This window comes from Streptococcus oralis, from assembly GCF_001579025.1.
GTDB classification, from domain to species: domain Bacteria; phylum Bacillota; class Bacilli; order Lactobacillales; family Streptococcaceae; genus Streptococcus; species Streptococcus oralis_X.
Genome location: NZ_KQ970235.1, coordinates 110,594 through 131,707, shown reverse-complemented (window position 1 = coordinate 131,707; position 21,114 = coordinate 110,594). Strand labels below are relative to the sequence as shown.

Annotated in this window: 17 protein-coding genes and 1 pseudogene; all 18 read right to left on the bottom strand. The window is 37.4% G+C overall.

The features are described 5' to 3' along the window. Positions 1 to 374: pseudogene (locus tag SORDD27_RS00630) on the bottom strand (NAD(P)-binding protein); the annotation flags it as partial. 12 nt (positions 375 to 386) lie between these two features. Beyond that, positions 387 to 1,385: an acyltransferase gene (locus SORDD27_RS00625; RefSeq protein ID WP_061426726.1), complete on the bottom strand. Its 999-nt coding sequence runs from the start codon at positions 1,383 to 1,385 to the stop codon at positions 387 to 389. Position 1,386: 1 nt separating this feature from the next. Then, positions 1,387 to 2,802 (bottom strand): flippase, encoded by a 1,416-nt coding sequence (locus tag SORDD27_RS00620; protein ID WP_061426724.1) that lies wholly within the window; start codon positions 2,800 to 2,802, stop codon positions 1,387 to 1,389. A 47-nt stretch (positions 2,803 to 2,849) separates the two neighbouring features. Next, entirely contained in the window at positions 2,850 to 4,025 is a 1,176-nt protein-coding gene (locus SORDD27_RS00615; RefSeq protein ID WP_196755608.1) for a polymerase, read from the bottom strand. 408 nt (positions 4,026 to 4,433) lie between these two features. Continuing rightward, positions 4,434 to 5,396, bottom strand: a complete 963-nt coding sequence (locus tag SORDD27_RS00610) for a glycosyltransferase family 2 protein (RefSeq protein ID WP_061426723.1) — start codon at positions 5,394 to 5,396, stop codon at positions 4,434 to 4,436. A gap of 34 nt (positions 5,397 to 5,430) precedes the next feature. Beyond that, positions 5,431 to 6,429: a Stealth CR1 domain-containing protein gene (locus SORDD27_RS00605; RefSeq protein WP_061426721.1), complete on the bottom strand. Its 999-nt coding sequence runs from the start codon at positions 6,427 to 6,429 to the stop codon at positions 5,431 to 5,433. A 2-nt stretch (positions 6,430 to 6,431) separates the two neighbouring features. After that, positions 6,432 to 7,589 (bottom strand): glycosyltransferase family 4 protein, encoded by a 1,158-nt coding sequence (locus SORDD27_RS00600; RefSeq protein ID WP_042768969.1) that lies wholly within the window; start codon positions 7,587 to 7,589, stop codon positions 6,432 to 6,434. A 3-nt stretch (positions 7,590 to 7,592) separates the two neighbouring features. Beyond that, positions 7,593 to 8,765, bottom strand: coding sequence for a beta 1-4 rhamnosyltransferase Cps2T (gene cps2T, locus SORDD27_RS00595; protein ID WP_061426719.1), 1,173 nt, complete (start codon positions 8,763 to 8,765; stop codon positions 7,593 to 7,595). Positions 8,766 to 8,795: 30 nt separating this feature from the next. Continuing rightward, a complete protein-coding gene (locus tag SORDD27_RS00590) occupies positions 8,796 to 10,163 on the bottom strand; it encodes a sugar transferase (RefSeq protein WP_061426717.1) in 1,368 nt (455 codons plus the stop codon). A 22-nt stretch (positions 10,164 to 10,185) separates the two neighbouring features. Beyond that, positions 10,186 to 10,878, bottom strand: a complete 693-nt coding sequence (locus SORDD27_RS00585; protein ID WP_061426715.1) for a tyrosine-protein kinase — start codon at positions 10,876 to 10,878, stop codon at positions 10,186 to 10,188. 9 nt (positions 10,879 to 10,887) lie between these two features. Then, a complete protein-coding gene (gene cpsC / locus SORDD27_RS00580) occupies positions 10,888 to 11,580 on the bottom strand; it encodes a capsular polysaccharide biosynthesis protein CpsC (RefSeq protein WP_061426713.1) in 693 nt (230 codons plus the stop codon). Positions 11,581 to 11,588: 8 nt separating this feature from the next. After that, complete coding sequence (gene cps4B, locus SORDD27_RS00575) at positions 11,589 to 12,320, bottom strand: capsular polysaccharide biosynthesis protein Cps4B (protein ID WP_061426711.1); 732 nt, start codon at positions 12,318 to 12,320, stop codon at positions 11,589 to 11,591. Between the two features lies 1 nt (position 12,321). Then, positions 12,322 to 13,767 carry an LCP family glycopolymer transferase CpsA gene (gene cpsA / locus SORDD27_RS00570; RefSeq protein WP_061426709.1) on the bottom strand — a complete coding sequence of 482 codons (1,446 nt, stop codon included), beginning with the start codon at positions 13,765 to 13,767 and terminating at the stop codon, positions 12,322 to 12,324. A 193-nt stretch (positions 13,768 to 13,960) separates the two neighbouring features. Next, a complete protein-coding gene (locus tag SORDD27_RS00565; RefSeq protein ID WP_061426707.1) occupies positions 13,961 to 15,922 on the bottom strand; it encodes a peptide ABC transporter substrate-binding protein in 1,962 nt (653 codons plus the stop codon). 148 nt (positions 15,923 to 16,070) lie between these two features. Continuing rightward, on the bottom strand, positions 16,071 to 18,038 hold the full coding sequence (locus tag SORDD27_RS00560) for a peptide ABC transporter substrate-binding protein (protein WP_033630354.1): 1,968 nt from the start codon (positions 18,036 to 18,038) through the stop codon (positions 16,071 to 16,073). Positions 18,039 to 18,325: 287 nt separating this feature from the next. Further along, positions 18,326 to 18,838 carry a GNAT family N-acetyltransferase gene (locus SORDD27_RS00555; protein ID WP_061426705.1) on the bottom strand — a complete coding sequence of 171 codons (513 nt, stop codon included), beginning with the start codon at positions 18,836 to 18,838 and terminating at the stop codon, positions 18,326 to 18,328. Between the two features lie 62 nt (positions 18,839 to 18,900). Next, the gene (locus SORDD27_RS00550; protein WP_061426704.1) at positions 18,901 to 19,866 is read right to left on the bottom strand and encodes a hypothetical protein; all 966 of its coding nucleotides are present in this window, start codon (positions 19,864 to 19,866) and stop codon (positions 18,901 to 18,903) included. An 819-nt stretch (positions 19,867 to 20,685) separates the two neighbouring features. Beyond that, the coding region (locus tag SORDD27_RS00545) for a hypothetical protein (protein ID WP_231069252.1) at positions 20,686 to 21,114 on the bottom strand (429 nt) is incomplete at its 5' end.

Below are 21,114 nucleotides of genomic sequence, written 5' to 3'. Positions count from 1 at the left end.
GCATGTGCGTCGTCTGCTCAGCTAATTTTCGTCCTTGACTTCGTTGGGGTGTCTTTCGTCCCCCACAAAGCATAGAAAGTATTCATATTGAAAGGCAGATTGTAGAGATGCCCCTGATAGTTTGCAATTGGTGAATTGATGTAATTGTTAAACTCCGCAAACTGATTGACATAATCCCAGACCTTTTTATTGGATGTATGGAAGATGTGAGCCCCATACTTGTGGACATTGATTCCTTCAATAGATTGGCAATAGATATTCCCACCAATGTGTTCTCGTTTATCAATCACCTTCACCTTCTTGCCACGTTTGTTAGCTTCGTAGGCAAAGATTGCACCTGACAAGCCAGCACCGACAATCAAATAATCGTACATTTTTTCTCCTTTTTACAATTTGACAATTCGATTGAAATATGGGATTCTCATTAATATTCCAATGACAATAAAACTAATACTCAAAGTAAATATAGCAAACCATAAATATGCACCTGCAAAACTGAAATCAATTAGTTTTTCCAAAATTTTCATAACATAGGTATGTATTATAAAAACACCCATCGTTTGATTAGAGAGAGAAACAATCCATTTGCTCCCATTTTCATGCAAAGACAGTGAAAATATGGTCAGGAAAATTCCTAAGCTTGTAAATTTCACGAATAGAATATCATAAAAATATTCAGCAAAAAGATTATGGTAAGTATTCTTTGCTAAGAAAAACAATATAATTGGCGATATCAATACTAAGAGTATGCTAACTATTTTCATCCAATTTTTAAATCTATATTTGAGGTTATCTACATTGAATTGCGCTATATAACCACCTAAAAGATAATAGAAAAACCAAGTCCATAATCTAAAAGTTTGCATAACATGAATTTGTATAGGCATCTGAAGGAAAATATTTGCTAATTCAACTATAAACCCAATTGCCACCAATAAAGATAGAATATATACATATTTTCTTTTTGAATTTATAACTGTTTTCAAAACAGGCAAACATAAATAAATAAGAATCAGCGAACCAAAAAACCAAAACTGAAAGAAATACCCTTTTTGTAACAGAGAGCCTACAATTTTTTTAATTGGATTAACCGCAAAGTCTCTTTTAAAGAGCCAAACGATAATGTTCCATGATGACACTGTTATTAGGATCCAATTGACTTTTTGAAGTATGTAAGGATAAGTTATTTCCCTTTTGCCTAACAATAAATAACCATTGACCATAAAAAACAAGGGAATGGAGTAGGTACCTAAATAATATAAATATGCCAAAAGATTCCATGAACCTGTCTCTTTAAATCCGCCCATTGTTGTATGGAGTAAAACGACCCCAATACACGCAAGCACTTTTAATAAATCTAGGCTGATATTCCGATTTTTTTGCATTCTAGTTTTTCCTAATAATTTGTTTTAATTCTTTTACATCTACCACTTTCAAAGATAGAATTGCAAAAAGATAAATGATTCCACCAAGCACTGCAAATACTAAAACATTTATGGCTGGTGAAAAATGTATAACTGTTTTTAAACCTAGTAAGATACCATACATGATGGCTGATGCTAGAGCAATTTTAGTCATCGACCCCAAAACATGAACTTCTTTTAAGTATACTCGGGTAAAGTACAATTGAATACACCAAACCAGTGCTTCTGTCAGAACAGATACAATCGCTGCTCCGATATACCCAAGTTTAGGAAGGAATAGTAAGTTCAAACCTACACTAATAATTGCGGGAGCTGTTGTTGAAATCATGAATTCTTTATTTTGATTGTGAGGTATCAGTATCTGAATTCCCATGATATTGGTCCAACCGATAAAGAACATACGGAAGATCATAATGGCAATTGCATAACGTGCATCCTGAAAATCCTGCCCAAGGAAAAAGTTAACAAAATCATCGTTGACGATTAAAATTCCTGCCATCATTGGGAAAATAACTAGATTATAAATGAGAAAGGACATCTCATGCATTTTGTTAACCGCTTTATGATCACCTGTCGCTAACAAATTCGCGACACGAGGCAACATAACGCTTCCCAAGGAAGTTACCAAGGTCAGAAGGATATTTACTAATTTTAAGGCCTGGTCATAAATCCCTACATCTTTTGTAGAAGCTAAGGCTCCAAGCATGGTACGATCCAGCGTAATGTACAAAGAAATAGCTACTTGAGGAAGGAATAATAATATGACTGGCTTTAAATGATACCTAGCAAATTCTATGCTAAAATGAGAACTACCGATAAACTCCCGAGCAGGTACCCACATACTTAGTTGCCCCAAAAGTTCAAATATGGTTAGCAAAAAAACATAGAGATATAGGTCATTTGCAGATTTGACAAAGAAGAAGATGGAAATGACTCCAACAAGCTTGACCGTGATATTTCGAACAGTAATCTTTCGAAAATCTTCTAGACCTTGAAAGAGCCAGGAAATATCTAAACCTTTTGAAACTAAACTCAAACCAAGAATGTAGGCTACTGGGTTTTTCATAGAGGGAAGGGTCAGACAAAGAAGAGCATATAAGGAAAGAGAAAGAACTGTTGCCCCTAATTGCAGAGAGTAGATTCCCCAAAAGTTTTTTTGAATTTCCTTGCGATTCCCTGAAATGACCTTAGTACCATAGTTAGCAACTCCTAGCGTCGCTAAGAGAATAAAGTAGGTGACAATGGAATTAAAGTATCCATACGTCCCTAAATCATCCGAAGAAAAGACCCGTGTTACATAGGGAGTCGTAATAATCGGAAGTATAATTACCAATAATTGATAAGAAAGATTGTAGGCGTAGTTTTTAAGCACTTTCATAAATATAGAAAAATTTGCCTTCCTGTTAAATTTTCGTTTAATCTTCTTTATTCAATTTCATTATCTGAATTCATGATAAATAAACGACTGATAAATAAGATCAATGGAGAATATCGAAGAACTAACATTTGAGGATCAAACATGCCATGGATAATCATGATACCTAAACAGGCAAGTACGATATCTTTTCGAATGGTTACGAAATATTTCATAACTCTAGTAAGAGTCATCAACATGAAGGCACTGACGATTAAGCCATCAATAACCAACAACTGCACAAACGAGCTATCTATGAAATTATAATTACTAGTAAAATTCCCGAAAATATCTAAGTGTGTGAATTTAATATGTTGTCCTAACCAAGATACTCCAAAATTGCGGAAGCCCTCTACACTTAACCGTAGCCGATTATGTGTAAATTGATCTACAAAATGGAATAAATTCCCAGATGAATAAAAACAGAAATATAAGGTAATGATTAAAGCCAAAATAAAACCATATTTTGCGATTGTTTTCATCCAGAAGTGTCCAATAATAAAGTCTTTTTTTATGATTTTCAGACTAAACAACGCATATGTAAGTATTAAAATACTTAAATAAAATGGACTGGTTGTCGAAGTTTGTTGGTACATATAAATCGTAGCCGACAGTAAGACCAGTAATTCCATGTAAGAAATTTTTTTACCTCGAAACATTAGATAACTACACAATGCAAAAAATAATCTTTGTGAAGCAAACGAAACATAATTAAACCCTAGACTAAAACGATATCCGCTATCTGCACGCATGATCATATTCGAAATCACGCCCATGTTGCTAGCAAAAATCGTCAAAACAAGGACTAGAAATGTGGCAAAAGAGAAAGTTCCTAATAACTTTCTGAAATCTATATCTCTAGCAGAAAAAACAAGTAAAAGAACATTTAAATCAAGTAACCCCTCTCGATTTTTTGCAACTATAAACATAGAAATAATGAACAATAGTGCTATTAACAGTTGTTCCCAATGAAATCTAAAGTGATACAAGGTTCCTGGAAGATTCACCAACTCTTTTATCAAAATCATAGCAATTGTGAAATAGAGGAGGATCCTATACAATGATAAAAAGCCCTCCAATCTAATAAAATAAGTAGTTGTGACTAATGATGTGACAACAACCCATATAAATAAGGTGATTAAATAAATTTTTTCTGATATAGTACGATTGTTCATCACAATAGTCATCCAACCCTTTCAATCATTTAATTAAAAATATTTAAAACTTTACAACTCTCTATTATCAAATATCAAAGAATAGAACATACCCATTTGATTAAAATCTGTATTTCTTTAGAAAAATCACCGTACGATATATTCTATAATTAAGTAAGAATCTAACGAAAAGATTGATAAAAGGAGTATTTTTTTGTCAAAATAACCATCTCTTTGTTTACACACAATTTTTCAAAATATTGGTCTTTCAAAAGAAGAGGTGTTTTTTGAACTGAAATATTTTGAATATTACTCATTAGAATACGAGTTTTATTTGATCAACAAATTGTTCATCATGAATGCCCCATATTGACATCAGCTGGTCAACTTTTTCTAATTTTTCCAGTTGATATTTCATCTGAGCTTCTTACATTCAGTCGTTTATTTCTTCCACTTTTTAAAGTGAAAGTAGAGGCGTGGATACCTACTAATCAAAATATAGAGAATCTTACGTTTCTTACTAACTCTAGCATTCTTCAAGACAAGAGGCAAATAGGGTCTCGTCTTCTCCTGAAGACGCTTGAACTCTGCTGGATTTCCATCCTGAATCATGGTAAAAATAAGAAGGCTTCCTGTAAAGAAGCGTGAAATGATGGCTTCTTGGAGTTCTGAACTCTCAGGATAGGTTGCATTCACAACCTCTTTTAAATGATCAATTGCTTCGTAAAACTCGTATTGTTTTGGCGTGAAAGCTGAGGCAGTGATGCTACCTGGTCTATGGTAATAATGGTAAATCGGAAGATGGTACAAAGCCACGTATTGGGCTTGATTGAGATGCTCACTGATTACATAGAGATCTTCGTAGATACGCCCCTTGGGGAAGGGGATTTTCTCAAGAAGTTCTTTCCGATAGAGTTTCCCACAAGCAGAGACCGTCACAAGGTCTCCGTAGAGCATTTCCGTCAGAGCCTTTGCCTTGTCATAGACCTTAACTTGATCTAGATCAAGCTGATCCAAGTGGAAGTTCTGATAACGATGATAGTGAGCTGTTGGCTCTACTTTACCACTAACCATATCTGCTTGGGTACGATCTTGTAGCTCTGCTAGCAATTCCAAGGCGCAAGGTTCCAAATAGTCGTCTGGATCTAGGAAAGTAATCCAGTCACCATTGGCTTTCAAGACCCCATAGTTCCGAGCATCAGACAAGCCACCGTTGACCTTGTGGTAGCTAGTCACCCAATCATATTGCTGGGCATACTGGTCACATAAGAGTCCTGAGCCATCACTCGAACCGTCATCAATCAAGAGGACTTCCATATCCTTGTAGGTCTGATGTTCCAAACTCTCCATGGCATAATGAAGGTAGTCCTCCACATTGTAAACAGGCACAATTACCGAAATCATATTTTCTTTTCTTTCTCTTACTTAGTTTTACAGTTTAAATCTCAAATGAGCTTCTATCTGGAAGCAGTTGATCCATAGCCTTGATAAAGTCTGTCATCACTTGCTCCTCGTCTTGAATGTTAAATCCATCATTGATACACATAATTTGGTATCTACCAGAATTTAGTATCTTCCAAAAATCTGGTCCGGCATTATCCAAAGAAAATAGTCCTCCCAACTTAGGATTTCCGATAGCGTATTTACCACTGGCAATCTGCCAATACTTAAAGAGCCAAACATTGGTATCAGAAGGATTTCTAAAGCGACTAGCCGAGGTTCTTTCCAAGACAGCTTTTTCCTTTTCCCATACCAAGTTCATCGTTGATCTTAGTAGAGGATAGGGCAGATGACTCTCCCAGAAACCACAGATAAACTGACTATTTCTGTATAGTAGCGACTTAACGATACTTTTTAATCCCTGCTTTGGATCAAAGAATTGGCCATTCTTCAAAATTTCATTTCGACTGAAATAGCTAGTGACAATCTCCATGTCATTTATCTGAAAATTCCCCGTTCCATATCGCTCAGGAATAATCGGTGAAAGAGCCGTATTATATTTGGGTAAACCATCCTCTGAGAAAAAATCTGTCGGCTCGACTGGAGCTGTCAAATACATATCGTCATTAAAAAAAACAAAATGCTCTGAGAGACCAGGGATTCGATGGATATTACTTTCGATAGGATTGGCAGAAAAAACTGGCAGGTAGTCATTACAGATAATCTCTGTATGATCTACCAACACCAATTTTTCACTATTTATATCTAACCAGCTTGGCTTTTGCTGGTCAGTCACGAGGTAGACCTTATTAACCCAAGGAGCAAATTTTTCAACTCCTCTAAACCAATATTTAAAGGTCCCCCATTCTCGGTAAGCCTTGACTGAATTCATACTCTGTTTAGAAGTATTAACCGATCCATCATAGCTTGATTTTTTTTCTTGCCACACAGGATCATTCCCATCAACCCAAGTAACAACAAAATCTATTTTATTCATAACTAATCTTTTCTATCTGTTTTATACAACTCCGAAAAGTTCTTGATGTAACTCTCCAAAGAAAACAGCTCTTTTTGTCTCTGATATCCTACTCGCCCAAATTTTTCTCTTTTTTCAGAACTATCTAGTAAGAGAGAAATGGCATTAGAAAGTTCTTGAGGACGATTTGGTTTGACTAAGCAACCACTTTTGTCATCTACTACCATTTCAGCTATTCCCCCATTGTTATAACCAACAACTGGTTTTGAACAAGCCATGGCTTCTAGGACTACTGTAGGTAGGGAATCAGGTTTTATACTTGGTAAGACAAAGATATCAAACATATTATAAAGTTCAGAAGTCTTATCGTAGTAATCAATACGATGAATTTGTGACACAACAGATGAAGAAGCTATTCTCTTATCTAGTTCTTCTAAGCGCCATTCTTCACCAGGAAAAACACCTCCAGCTAGGAAAGCCACCGCTTGCTCATTCTTTTCCAAAAGTGGCTCGACTGCTTCTATGAAATCATTTTGTCCTTTGATAGCATTGACCCGACCAATCATGCCAATCACAAGTGCATCTTGCGCAATGTCAAATTTTTCACGAATAGAAGACGCATCCATTGGATAATAGACAGCATTATCGACACCGTTATAAATCACTTCCACTTGGCTATCTTTGATAAAGGGAGACTGCTTGATATGATTAGCGACCGCTTGGGACACCGTCACAATCTTGTCTGCATATCGTCCCATGAGCATATTGATAAAGTCAGAAATAGCTTTGGGTTTGACGATAATCTCATGAACATGCCAAATCAAAGGCAGCTTGAGCTTGCGTTTCAAATAGATGCCCTCCAAAACAGCCGCTGTATTATTGTGAACCATATCTATACTGTGTTCTCGAGCATAGAGGGCGATTTGCTTAGCATAGAAATTATAAGAGCGAATATAGTCGGCAATGCCCTTAGGATTAAAGTATTTTCTACGTAAAATCGGATAATCCAACACACTGACCTGAGCCCCAACTTGGCGCAAAGCCTCGACTAAAACACCGTCATTTGGCAGGATGACGTGAGCTTCAAATTCTTTGGAATCCAATCCTTTGATCAATTCCAATAAAACCTTATCTGCTCCATACATTTCTGCACCTGCATGCAAGTATAAAATCCGTTTCATTCCCTATCCTTTAAACACTTCTTCATAATCTGACACAATCTTTTCCCATGTGAAAGCTGAGATAATTCTTTGGCTTGACTTGAAATCCAAGTCAGCTATCACTACCTGATCAAATCCCTCTACTTCCTCAATGACGCGTGCCAACTCATCTTTTTTCCAATAAATAGCCCCGTCTTCACCAACCTCACGGTTAAAGCCAACATCTAGCAACAAATTCAGTTTTGTAGATGCTAGAGCTTCCAGTAGAGAAGGGTTGGTCCCTCCAACCTCATGCCCATGGAAATAGGCAAAAGCATTTTCACGAATGTACTTAAGCAATTCTTGGTCATAGACCGTACCGACAAATTTGACCCTAGGATCTTTGTCAAAACCAGTATCTTGTAACAACTGGTCGTAAAATTTATTCTGCTCGACATTTGTAATGAGGACAAAGTCCTTCTTAGACTTGGACTTGATAAATTCACGAATCATGGTTTCGTAGTTGTTTTCAGGAACGAATCGCCCCACCACTAGATAATAACCATTTTCGCTAACACCTTTTTCCTGATACCAGTTCCGAACCTTGGTATCTTCTGCCTTCAGGCTTGAAGGAGCAGTGTCTGTCCCATAGGCAATATAGGTGGTCTTTGGTTGATACTGTTTATAGTCCTCTTTGATATATTTTTCAATATTTTTGCTATCACATACCAATAAATCAGCATGCTTGACCATGAGTTGCTCTGAGAATTTCCAGTACTTACGAACTGGCAGGCTCCATTTTGCTCGTAGCCATTCATGACCATCTGGATTTACCAGCAACCGACCACCAATCGCACGAATCTTTTTCTTAAGTCCAGAAATAAAGGGCCCGATGCGACAAGCTAAAATGTAAAAAATCGGAGCCTCGTCCTTGTTTTCCTTAGCCAATTCAATAGCCTTATTGACCGCTGCAATATCGTAAGCGATAGCACGAGCCGGGCCAATATTAGGAACATCAATGTTGAAACAAATGGCCCCATTATGCTCAAACTGGTCATCCGTGATGCCAGATTTAGCTGAATTTTCACGCATACAAGCAACATAGTATTGTATGTTGCTGTCTTTTTGATATTCGGTTAATTTTTCAACAAAGGTTTCAAATCCTCCATACTTGGCAGGAATCCCCTTTGAACCAATGATATAAACTGACTGTTTCATCTCTCTCCTAACAGGACCGAGGGGCAGGAATTACTTCGCCCCATCTCTCATAAATACAACTTTAACGGTCTTCAATAAAATTTCAATATCTTTCCAGATGGTCCAATCATCAATATAAGCTACGTCCAGTTTGACAACATCTTCAAAGTCCGTGATTTTACTACGACCACTTACCTGCCATAGGCCAGTAATTCCAGGTTTAAAACTGAGACGGCGTTTCTGTTCAGGAGTATATTTCTCGTACTCATCCACTGTTGGAGGACGGGTACCCACCAGACTCATATCTCCCATTAAAACATTCCAAAACTGAGGGAGTTCATCTAGACTAGTCTTACGGATAAAGCGACCAATTGGTGTGATACGAGGATCATCATCGACTTTAAACATACCACCTTGCATGGTATTTTGAGCCAAAAGTTCTTGTTTGCGCTTCTCGGCATTCACGCACATAGATCTAAATTTATAGAAAGTGAAATGTCGACCATTTTTTCCAATACGAGTTTGAGAAAAAATCGCTGGCCCACCATCTTGTCTGATCATCGGAACCAAAACAATACTCACCAAACCACAAATAATCAATCCGACAATCGCACCACAAATATCAATGATCCGTTTAGCGACCACATGACTATGTTTATAAAATTTTGTTGAAAAAGTTACGACATTCAAACCTGCCATTTCACGAATTTTTTTATCACTACCTAAATTATCGTTAAAAGCATTGAGATTGACTGTCACATCAATTCCCATTGTCTCAAAAAGTGAGATAAACTCCCCGATGTCATACTCTTCACTTGGTAGATTGATAAAGACCTCATCGACAACTTCATGAGTAGCAAAGTCTAAGATGTTCTCAGCAGGTACAACGGTTAAGGTTTGATGCTGAAAATCAGGCCGGTCTAAAACACTGACCGCCACCAAATTCCAAAAAATTTCTCCCGACTCTATCAGCCTATCGATGACTTTTTCAACCCTAGAGGTCGCTGTTATCAAGAATATCTTCTTACTCCCCTTGAGATTTGGAAAGATGCGTTTTCTATAGCGTTTAATGCACAGATTCAACAAATACAACAGAATAGAGTGTATTGTCAAAAAATAAATCATCCCTCGTCTAGAGATACTAAAACGATCTTCTAAGAAAAAATTCGAAATACTGATAGCTAAAGCAAAGAACACGATATACTTTGTAGTGTTGATAAACTCTGCTAAATAGCCTCTTTTAAAAAAATCATGCCCATAATCACTGATATAAAACACAAAAAAATGAAGAATGAACAAGATAATAACAGAAGTATTTACAATCTCTGTTTCCTTTACAAAACTAAGTAAATATGCTAATAAAATGACAAGAAAACTCTGGATTGCCGCCAAAGTAATCTTCAATCCCTTTTCTTCCATAATATCTTCCCTAAACTATTTATTATTTTTTGCCATAATTCCCATAGTTTCCATATGCTCCATAGGAGCCATATTTTTCAACTGAAGTATTGAGTTTATTAAGCACAATTCCTAAGAATGGTTTTCCTGTTTGTTCGAGTTGTTCTTTAGCTTTTTGGACATCACGACGATTTGTTTCACCAGCAGCAGTTACCAAAACAGAAGCATCACATTTTTGAGTGACGATAGCTGCATCGATGACAACTCCGATTGGCGCTGTATCCACAATGATGTAATCAAAGTACTTACGCAAGGTATCAAGCATGGTTGCAAAATTTTCACTTTGTAGCAAGGCTGTTGGGTTGGGTGATATAGAACCCGCTTGAATAACAAACAAGTTTTCAACATTGGTGTCACATAGCCCTTGTGATAGATCTGTCGTCCCAGATAAGAACTCTGTTAGTCCTGTAATCTTCTCACGTGATTTAAAAACACCTGACATGACAGAATTACGAATATCGGCATCAATTAAAAGTGTCTTATAGCCCGCACGCGCAAAGGCCCAAGCAATATTTGTAGAAGTAGTTGACTTCCCTTCACCCGGTTTTACAGACGTGATCGCAATCACTCTCAAGTTATTCCCACTCAGTTGTATATTGGTACGAAGCGCATTATAATACTCTTCAGCTTTTCTCGCCAAATCTAATTTTTTTTGTGCAATTTCTAATGTTGGCATATCTCTCTCCTATCTTAATTTATCCAAGTTTGGAACAACTCCTAAGAGTGCGATCTGCAAAACATCTTCGATATCTTCTGGACGTTTTACTCGTGTATCCAAGAGTTCAACTAGGAGAACAGTGACAACCATTATAACCGCTCCAGCAAGAAGTCCAACCATGGTATTGCGACGAATGTTTGGTGAAGATGGTGATGTTGCAGGACGTGCTTCTTCAAGCGTTGTAACATCTGAAACTCGCGTAACACTGATGATTTTTTGAGCCGCAACCTCTCTCAAAGAGTTGGCGATACGGCTAGCTTCCTCAGGTGCACGGTCTGTAACAGAAATCGATACAATACGCGTATCCACTGGAACTGTTACCTTGATTTTACTAGCTAGACCTTTTGGAGGGAGATCCAATTTCAAATCAGTCGCAACCTTCTCTAAAACGTCTTGCGAGAGAATGATTTCGCGATAGTCTTTTACCAAGTAAGATCCCGCTTGCAAGTCTTGGTTAGTCAAACCAGGCTTATCTCCCTGATTACGGTTGACCACATAAATGCGGGTAGTACTAGTGAACTCTGGTTTTACAATAAAACTACTGTAGGCAAATGCTACTGCTCCTGTCACGAATGCTACCAATACAATCAGCAATTTTCGTTTCCATAGAATTTTTAACAAGTGGAATACATCAATTTCCATCATATTTTGTTCTTTCATTTTTTCTCCTAAATTAGTTGATCCATTATGATTTTTCTTGGGTTCTCTTTAAAGAGTTCCTTGGCCTTGTTTTCACCGTATTTTTTGGCAATGATATCATAGGCTTCCTCCATATGAGGAGGTCTGTGATCCAAGTTGTGCATATCACTTGCTATCACGTGAACCAGATCTCGTTCCAAGAAATACTGGGCTCTCTTTTTCATGAATTTATAAGTTTCTCCGAAGAGTTTAGGTTTCAAGACATGAGAACTATTGACTTGAGTATAACATCCCATGTCAATCAGCTCTTGCACGCGCTTTTCATTATTTTCTAAAGCATCATAGCGTTCAATGTGGGCAATGACAGGCGTAATACCCAGCATTAGAATATCACTCAGTCCCTTATGCATATCTCGATAGGGTGTATTCATGCTAAATTCAATCAAAGCATAGCGACTATCGTTGAGCGTGGGGATTAATTTCTTTTCCAACTTCTCAACAACATCCGGCGTATAGTAGATTTCTGCTCCATAGGCAATGATTAAGTCATCCGCAACTTCCTTAGCCATTTCTCGCACCTTCAAAAAGTTAGTTGCGATTTTTTCTTCAGGAGTTTCGAACATCCCTTTTCGTCTATGCGAAGTTGAAACGATTGTTCTCACTCCTTGACTATAGGCCTCTCTAAGAAGTTTTTTACTTTCCTCTATCGACTTTGGACCATCATCCACATCGAAAACGATGTGCGAATGGATATCTATCATGCTACTTGCCCTCCATCACATCATTGATAGCAGCTTTGGCGGCAGCCAAGCTACTTTCATCGATTTCCATCATGTAGAGGTTACTATCTGGCATAGCGTATGAAGGAAGATCCGTACGTCCAGTTCCCTTCAAGTCTTGAGAGTTGACTTTGTAGTTCCCGCCACTCTCCAATTGAGTATTGACTAGATCCATCATGGTTTCCAAAGGCATGTTGGTCTGAAGAGAATCTTGCAATCCTTGGATGATATTGTCATAGTTCTTCAAAGCCTCAGTTGACGTCAACTTCTGAATAACAGCTACAATAACCTTTTGTTGGTTCCGACCACGGTCACGATCTCCATCTGCTAGAGAGTAGCGCTCACGAACAAAACCAAGAGCCTGCTCAGAGTCTAGATGGACATTCCCAACAGGGAAATGGTACTTGCCATGCAAAGAAGTGAAATCCTGATCATTATAGACATCAACGCCACCTAGAAGGTCAATCAACTTCAAGAAAGAGGTAAAGTTCAAGCGAACATAGTAGTTAATATCCACTCCATAGAGATTTTCCAAAGTATGAATCGACGAGTCCACTCCATAGATTCCAGCGTGGGTCAATTTATCCTTTTGATTATTTCCCCCATCCGCAATCGGAACATAGGAATCTCGAGGCGTTGTAGTCAGAAGGATTTTCTTGGTATCTCGGTTCACAGTCATCAAAATGTTTACATCTGAACGCGAAACTGAGCTGATTGGACCGTAGGTATCAATACCACTCACATAAATATTGAAAGCTTTATTCTTCGATACCTTAGGCGCAGCAACTTCTTTAATCAAATTTTTAGTGTATATTTTCTTGATTTTAGAAGCATAGTCAGGATACTCTGCTTCAATAATATTTTCAAAGACACTATTTAAGACGATTGCTTTCGTTTCACCAGAAAGCAGACTCTTATAAGCTGCTAGGTAAGAAGTCGCTTTCTCAACTGTCAAGTCCTTACTTTGGCTGGTCTTAATATCTGCTAACAACTTTTGAATATTGTCATTGTCTGTCTCTGTTGGCCCCGTAACCGTATCCAGTTGAGTCACATTATTGATCTCACTATCTTTCAAAACGACCACACTAATCGAATACTCTGAGTAATTTGACGTCGAATTGATATGATTGGTAAAACCGACAAACTGTTGCAAAGCATAGAGAGAAACTGAACTAACTAAGATGGCAAGCGTCAAAAAGAAGACCGTAAACTTCTCAGCTTTTTTATAAACAATCAGCAATAGTCCTACTAAAGCAGCTAATAAAACGAGAACTGCAGAAATAATATTCAGATATCTAAAGGCTAAAATGTTGTGTCTAAAAATCAAGAACAGCAAAAAACCACTCAACAGTAGATAAATGGTTAATAAGACTATGTTAATATTTCGTTTCATGTTGCCAGAACGAGTTCTCTTTGAACGTCTATTCATGTTAATCCCCTATACGTTAATAATTAGGATTATTATATCACATTTATGAAAGAAATTCCATTTATTCCCGTCATTCTCAGCGTTTTCATTCACTTCTGTGTTCTTTATTTGCTTTAAAATTATACTAACTTCATTTTTCATGACAAATTAAAAAGACAAGGGCAATTTATAGTGCCAGCTTGTCTTTCTTTTTTTATTTAACGTGGTTTTCAAACTCTTTTTGACTCTTTTCGATAGCTTTTTTACTTTCTTCTTCCCACTTAGCCTTGGCTTCATCAAATTGTTTCTTGGTAACAGGGTCTTTTTGTAATCTCATGTACTTATAATTATTTCCGTCACCCTTGATTCCCACTAGGGAGTAGGCACGTGTAAACGGAGTTACTTTGGTTACAGAGGCTGTACCACCATTTGACATAGCAGACATAACTAGAGAATTGTCAATCATCCAAGCTTGAGCTTCAGCGTATTTTTCATAACGCTTAGCGACATCTTTATTCTCAGCATCTGCTTTTTTCAGGAGTTGTGTATAGGTATCAAGCCCCAAACTCTTAATGAGCTCTTGGTCTTCCTTGGCATCAAGACCAAAAATCTTGAGATAGAAGCCAGTTTCAGCATTGAAGGGATCTAGATAAGTTGATGGATCCTGGTAATCACCAACCCAACCATCAAAGTTTAGGTCGTAGTCACGAGCTGCTGGATTTGGTGCTAAGAAAGCAACATTTCCAAAGTCATCTGTAGAAAGCTGTTGAACATCAATGACGATATTGTCAGAACCTAGTACTGTTTCAAGGGTTTGTTTAACCGAGTTCATCCCAGAAACCGCATTTTTATTCGTCTGATCAACAGGGACATCCAAATGGATTGGGAAAGTCACACCTTGGGCTTCCAATTCCTTTTTAGCTTCCGCAAATTTTGCTTGGGCCTTTTCCTTGTTGAAGTAGGCATCTTGAGCGTCTGCCAAATTGATACCTGACCACTCAGTTCCGTAGTTCACAAGCTTAGAAGCTGTTACTTCTCCAAAGGTCTTATCTCCCACCTGGACAAATGTTGGGGGAACCAGAGTATTACGAAGGGTTTTGCTCGCTGCTTCTTCACCGTTAGATTGAGCAGAGTAGGCTGTTCGATCAATACCAAAGTTGATAGCCTGACGGAAATTTTTATTTAAGATAGCTGTTTGAGCTGATTTCTTTTGTTCGTCCGTTGTTTTAGCGGTATGATTATAGGTTTTGCGGTTGACGTTAAAGTTAAAGTACCAAGATGTCTTGTCTTGTAAGCTATAGACGATATTGTCTTGGTATTTTTCTTTTGTCTTAGCATAATTCGAACTATTTGGATAGACTCCTGCAATCGAGTAAGCACCACTTTCAAAGTTTCGAATGGTCATCTCCTGATCTGACCCATCAAAGTAAGCTAACTTAACTTTTTCAATGGTTACTTTATCATGGTCATAATAGTGTGGATTCTTCACATATTCGATCGAAGATTTTGATGTGAAATCTTTTAACAGATATGGACCGTTATAAAGGATGCTGTCTGGTGTCAAGGTACCAAAGTCTTTATCTTTTGATTTCAAAAACTCTTCGTTGACTGGGAAAAGAATACTATTGGTTGTCTTAGAGTTCCAATAAGGTTCTGGTCGAGTCAAGGTGTACTCGACTGTGTAATCATCCAAGGCTTTGACACCAACAGTTGAAAAATCATTGGTCACACCCGTCACATAGTCATTCAATCCCTTGATTGAATTTTGAATCAGATCCATAGCTTGTCCCTTGTTGTCCGCGGCATATTTGATCCCAGTGACAAAATCCTGAGCTTTAACTGAAGCATATTCCTCACCATCAGCTGTATACCACTTGGCATCTTTTCTAAGCTTGTAGGTATAGGTCAAACCATCTGATGAAACAGACCAATCCTCCGCAAGAGCAGGTACGAGGTTCCCATAGCTGTCATTTTCTAACAAACCATCTACAAGATTGGTAATAACGGCAGTGTTATCTGCATAATAATCTAGAAGATAGTTAAAAGTTGTCGGATTCGCACTAAATGTTGATGAATAAGTGCTAGTATCTGTGTTGGACTGTCCACATGCAGAGAGCAAAATCCCTGTCGCTAAGACAAGACCTGTCCCGATTAGTCTTTTTTTCAGTTTGATCATCATTCACTCCTTTATGTCAGTTTTTATAACATAACCATATTTTATCAAATTTATTCAAAAATGTAAAGTTACTGCCTTTATGACAACTGGTGTCTCAAAACAAAAAAAGGGAGCACAGTTTCCTGCAACTTCCTTTTCTATTTATAGATTACTTGACGTGTTTTTCAAGTTCTTTTTGGTATTTAGCATTTGTCTCGATTTTTTCTTGTTGCCATTTCTTGAAGGCTTCTTCGTATTCTTTTGCAGTCACAACGTCATTTTGCAACTCCAAACCTTTGAACACAAATGGGTCTCCCTTGATTCCGACTTGAGAGTATGCTTTTGTGAATGGTACAGTTCGGCTAACAGTTGGAGAACCACCTGAAGAAGCAACTGGGATTAAAAGTGAACTATCCGATACCCAAGCTTGAGCTTTAGCATATTTTTCATAACGCTTATTAAGGTCGCTAGTTTCAGCTGCAGCATCATCCAAGAGTTTCTTGTATTCGTCCAGTCCAACTTGAGCCATCACTTCTGGATCTTTTCCGCGAGTGATCCCCAAGTGTTTAAGGGCTGAACCCTTCTTGGCATCAAGAATGTTGAGGTAGGTAGCTGGGTCTTGATAGTCTGGCCCCCAACCAGTTCCGTTCAAGTCATAGTCTTTTTGAGATGGAACCTTGGCTTGAGACGTAATGCTCATTTTCTCATTATCGGTCATTTGAAGGACATCGACAATGACATTTTCAGTACCAAGTGATGATTCGATAGACTGTTTGAGTGAGTTAGTTTGTTGAACCGCGATTACATCTGTTTGTTCAACCGGGATATCCAAATGGATTGGGAAGGTAACACCCTTGGCTTGCAATTCTTCCTTGGCTTTAGCAAAGGCTGCCTTAGCTTTTTCAGGACTGTAAATCGTATCCTTACCATCTGTAAGGGCTACATCTTTCCATTGGTCTCCATATGAAACGAGCTCTGCCTGCGCCAACTCTCCAAAGGTTTTTTCACCTACTTGAACGTAGTCATGAGGCACTAGGCTGTTACGGATAATCTTGTTCGCACCTTCTTCACCATTCAACTGAGCAGTGTATGAGTGACGGTCAAGGGCAAAGTTCAGCGCCTGACGGAAGTTCTTGTTGAGAAGAGCTTCTTTCGTTGATGTTTTTTGAGCTTCGTCTGTTTTGGCTGTTTTATTGTAAGATTGGCGGTTTACGTTAACAGTGAGGTAGTAGCTTGTCGCTTCTTGTGGACTGTAGACAATCTTATCGCCATACTCTTGTTTAGTTGACTCAAAGTTTGAGCTTGTTGGGAAGAGACGGGCTGTTGTATAAGCTCCTTGTGTAAAGCTACGAATCAAAGATTCTTGGTCTGATCCATCGTAGAAAGTTAGTTTAATATTGTCAATCTTGACATTGTCCTTATCCCAGTAGTTTGGATTCTTTTCATATTCAATGACTGATTTTGAAGTCAATGATTTCAAGAAATAAGGACCATTATATAGGATACCTGATGGGGTTGGTGCACCGTAGTCGCTCCCTTTAGAATTCAAAAATTCTTCATTAACTGGGAGCATGGTTGCAGTTGTGACCTTAGAGTTCCAGAAACTCTCTGGTTTGTTGAGCGTGTATTCTACCGTGTAATCATCAACAGCCTTAACTCCTACGGTAGAGAAATCATTGCTTTCACCACTAACATACTCTGCCAAACCTTTGATAGAATCCTGAATCAAAGAAAGACCATCTGATTTTCCGTCAGCAGCATGTTTAAGCCCAGTAACAAAGTCTTTGGCCTTAACTTCAGCGTATTCTTCTCCATCAGAAGTATACCATTTTACACCCTTACGAAGTTTGTAGGTGTAAGTCAAACCATCCTTTGAAACAGACCAGTCTTCTGCAAGTGATGGAATTAAGTTCCCATACTTATCATTTTCCAAAAGACCATCAACAACGTTTGCTATAACGTCAGAGGTTGAGCTCTTGCTCGTCACACTATAGTCCAGAGAAGATGGATCCATAGCGTAGACATAAGAGAAAGTCTTGGGAGCATCCGCTTTCTTTTCACTTTGCCCACAAGCAGTTAACAGTAGGGCTGCACTCAAAACAGCACCTGCTCCTAAGAGCCACTTTTTCGATTTCATAAGTAATCTCCTTAAAGATAGTGTTTTCACCATTATACCCTATTTTTTCATAAAAGCAAGGACTTTCGCCAGATTTTTTAGAAAATTCTAACAAATATTTTTTAAAGGGTTTTCTATATAATTTTTACCAAAAAGCAAAAAAAGTGAACAATTGTCCACTGGGAAAATCAAATTTTAACAGACACAACTGGAAATTATGAACAAAAAAACATCCAAGAAAACATTCTTGAATGTCCGTAAAGATTGATGACTCCATTAACCTTGTCAGTAGACTGAAAATAATGATATTATGGCCTCCTTATCTCAAATACTGCTGTATGAACCCACTCATTATGAATGTATAAGTCATTTTCTATCATTCTACTAAAGGTGAAGCCATTTTTTAAAAGCACCCTCTGAGAGGCCAGATTATCTCTTGCCGTTCCTGCAATGATTTTATTTAAACCATAAGTCGTAAAGGCCTTGTCTAAAACGAGTTTAACCGCTTCGCTGGCATAACCTAAATTGCTAACATTTTCCCCAATCCTATACCCAAGCTCTGCTGTTTTTCGATCATCCTCTAAAACACTTAAATTGATTCTTCCGACCATAACGCCTTGCGAATCTCTGATAAGATGCATGTAGACATCCCGATTCGTTTGTTCCGTTAACAATTCCCTCGTGATTTCTTTAAAACCTTCTAAATCAAAATAGTTAGCTGGTCTAGGAGGTAGATTTCGTTCAAAATACTCTCGATTTTCTTTTTCAAAAGAATAAACGTCTAGACTATTTTCTTCAGACAACAGCTCTAAACTAATCATTACAAAACATCCCTTCCCTTCTTAGGTAAAATATTGTGAGACTGGACTAGCCCTAGCAACTCCTACTCTAATTTTTGCAACAGCTTTACAACTTGACGATTATCAATCCTCACATAGTATACACCACTATCATTGACAAGTTTATCCTCTTTATACTTAGCAATTTTGACAGCATACAGACCTCTTGGTAGGGGTTGGTTGGCAAAAAATTCCTTCATGAGCGCTTCAAGCTCTTTAAGATAGTCATCATACAAGAGATCTCTTTTTTCCTTCGGAACGAAATATTGAAATTCAAATGTCGGTATAAAAATCTCTTTTTGGAAAAGATATTGAGCATCCATTGGATACATCCCTTGCAGAGCTTGGCCCTTGCTTTGATTTTCCTCTAATATTTCATTATAAAGATAGATATTATCAGATTGGTTATTAAATTCAAAACCAATACCTTGATACTTCAAATCAGGCAGTTTAGGATCTTTGATTGAACTGTCCAGTGTTTTTAAAAATTCGCTGGTGCTTGGACTAACCTCAATCCCTAAATAGGCTAATTCTGGGAAAACATCATAAATTTTTTTATCATTTTTGTAATCAACCTCTGCATCTGTCTTCCCATATGTTTCATTTTTCGAAAAGCGAGTATAGTATTTAAATCGAGTTTTAACCTGATAGGTTTTTCCGGCTATATTTTCACTATAGGTACCGTGGATTATAAATCCTCCCACACTTGTATAGTTTTTCTCGTATTTTTCTAACTCAAACTGTCCTGTAAGACCGTAATTTTGATAAGAACGATGCACAGCTTGCTCAATCTCAGTTCGACTTGCATGGGCAAACAGCCCCCACATATCCATTAGAGAAAAAATCGGACTGAACACTGTGAAGATTACCATTGGAATCACTATGGATAAGCAACCTATTAATAGCCAATTTCTTTTCTTGGCCTTTCCTTCAGATTTTTTAGCAATTTTCTGTTTCCTTTTTAAGATTAGAATGAGCAAAACCAAGAGCCCTAATACTAATAAAACCAATCTACTCTCTCCTTTTACTTTGGATAGCTGTTAACAGGTGTATAGGAGACTGACAGAAATACTCGTCTCACCTGCTAACTTATCCTGAATTCCATGAACTCGTCTGAAACGAGGAGCAACCCTTGTCTCATTATACCACATGGGTAATGCCGTGAGAAGACGAGAGAAGCAAAAACACCCCATGGTGTGAACCATGAAGTGCTTTGAAACGTTGATAGTATCGTATTGATTAACGTTCTGAGGCAACTGACTTTGTCAGATTGCACCAATTTAGTATGAAAATATAAAAAGAACACCTCGAAAGGTGCTCTCTGTAAGTATAGTAATTCTCTCGAATTAACGTTTTGAGAATTGTGATGCTTTACGAGCTTTCTTAAGACCTGGTTGGGGCACCACTTATTTCATCTAATTTCAAAGTGCTTTAAAATCAACGTTTTCATAAGTTTTCAAAAAATAAAATTTCAACTAATTTCAATCAGTTTCATTAAAATAAGGTAAACTTTCATCAAAAATAATCAAAAATCGAACCAGAATATCAAAAGTTTCCCTTATTTGGATTTACTGAAGTGAAATAAGGAATCACTACACGTCAACAGACGTGAGAAACCTTAATTTTCAGCGATTCTTGAAATTTTAAATTTCAATACATTGCAATATAAATCAACCGAATCACTACCTTTGTTTGAAATAATTTTTGATTCGGATAATAAAAAGCAAAAGGGGCTTCATTTGGAAGCTCCTCTTTTTGTATATTCACACTCAATGAAGATGAAGAAAAAGTTAGAAATAACTTATAAGGGAATATTAAGTAGATATTTTTTATCTTGCATTGATTGCATAGATATAAGCAATATATGATGCAAAATCTCCAACTTGTTTTCGATTATTTTCTATTTCTTTTAGGTAGTTTACTACTTCACTCGACTGCTCCATATTACGACTAAGTAGCTTAAAATTATATATAACTATTTCATGTTGAGCTGTGCGACCTTCATCTTTTTCTCTACATTCAGCACTTTCCCATAACAACCACTGACTGCGGGTATAAGCATAATCCATACTTGCTTTTAGAAAATCATGCCATATTTCTAAAATATCTGGTTCAGTTCCCAACTCAAGTAAAATTGCTTGATGAATTTTTTGACAATATTCAAAAGAGAGAGTATCTTTACACTTTAAATAGCTTTCATAACTTATATTTTCCATATTTCCCTCCTTAAAAAACTTTATATATAAAAATCTATCTAG

What these genes read in the sequence shown, in the direction of transcription:
- cpsC (WP_061426713.1), bottom strand. Translation starts at nt 11,580, where the DNA reads ATGAAAGAACAAAATATGATGGAAATTGATGTATTCCACTTGTTAAAA.
- SORDD27_RS00605 (WP_061426721.1), bottom strand. Translation starts at nt 6,429, where the DNA reads ATGAATAAAATAGATTTTGTTGTTACTTGGGTTGATGGGAATGATCCT.
- SORDD27_RS00600 (WP_042768969.1), bottom strand. Translation starts at nt 7,589, where the DNA reads ATGAAACGGATTTTATACTTGCATGCAGGTGCAGAAATGTATGGAGCA.
- SORDD27_RS00565 (WP_061426707.1), bottom strand. Translation starts at nt 15,922, where the DNA reads ATGATCAAACTGAAAAAAAGACTAATCGGGACAGGTCTTGTCTTAGCG.
- SORDD27_RS00625 (WP_061426726.1), bottom strand. Translation starts at nt 1,385, where the DNA reads ATGCAAAAAAATCGGAATATCAGCCTAGATTTATTAAAAGTGCTTGCG.
- SORDD27_RS00615 (WP_196755608.1), bottom strand. Translation starts at nt 4,025, where the DNA reads ATGACTATTGTGATGAACAATCGTACTATATCAGAAAAAATTTATTTA.
- SORDD27_RS00610 (WP_061426723.1), bottom strand. Translation starts at nt 5,396, where the DNA reads ATGATTTCGGTAATTGTGCCTGTTTACAATGTGGAGGACTACCTTCAT.
- SORDD27_RS00590 (WP_061426717.1), bottom strand. Translation starts at nt 10,163, where the DNA reads ATGGAAGAAAAGGGATTGAAGATTACTTTGGCGGCAATCCAGAGTTTT.
- SORDD27_RS00555 (WP_061426705.1), bottom strand. Translation starts at nt 18,838, where the DNA reads ATGATTAGTTTAGAGCTGTTGTCTGAAGAAAATAGTCTAGACGTTTAT.
- SORDD27_RS00560 (WP_033630354.1), bottom strand. Translation starts at nt 18,038, where the DNA reads ATGAAATCGAAAAAGTGGCTCTTAGGAGCAGGTGCTGTTTTGAGTGCA.
- SORDD27_RS00585 (WP_061426715.1), bottom strand. Translation starts at nt 10,878, where the DNA reads ATGCCAACATTAGAAATTGCACAAAAAAAATTAGATTTGGCGAGAAAA.
- cps4B (WP_061426711.1), bottom strand. Translation starts at nt 12,320, where the DNA reads ATGATAGATATCCATTCGCACATCGTTTTCGATGTGGATGATGGTCCA.
- cpsA (WP_061426709.1), bottom strand. Translation starts at nt 13,767, where the DNA reads ATGAATAGACGTTCAAAGAGAACTCGTTCTGGCAACATGAAACGAAAT.
- cps2T (WP_061426719.1), bottom strand. Translation starts at nt 8,765, where the DNA reads ATGAAACAGTCAGTTTATATCATTGGTTCAAAGGGGATTCCTGCCAAG.
- SORDD27_RS00620 (WP_061426724.1), bottom strand. Translation starts at nt 2,802, where the DNA reads ATGAAAGTGCTTAAAAACTACGCCTACAATCTTTCTTATCAATTATTG.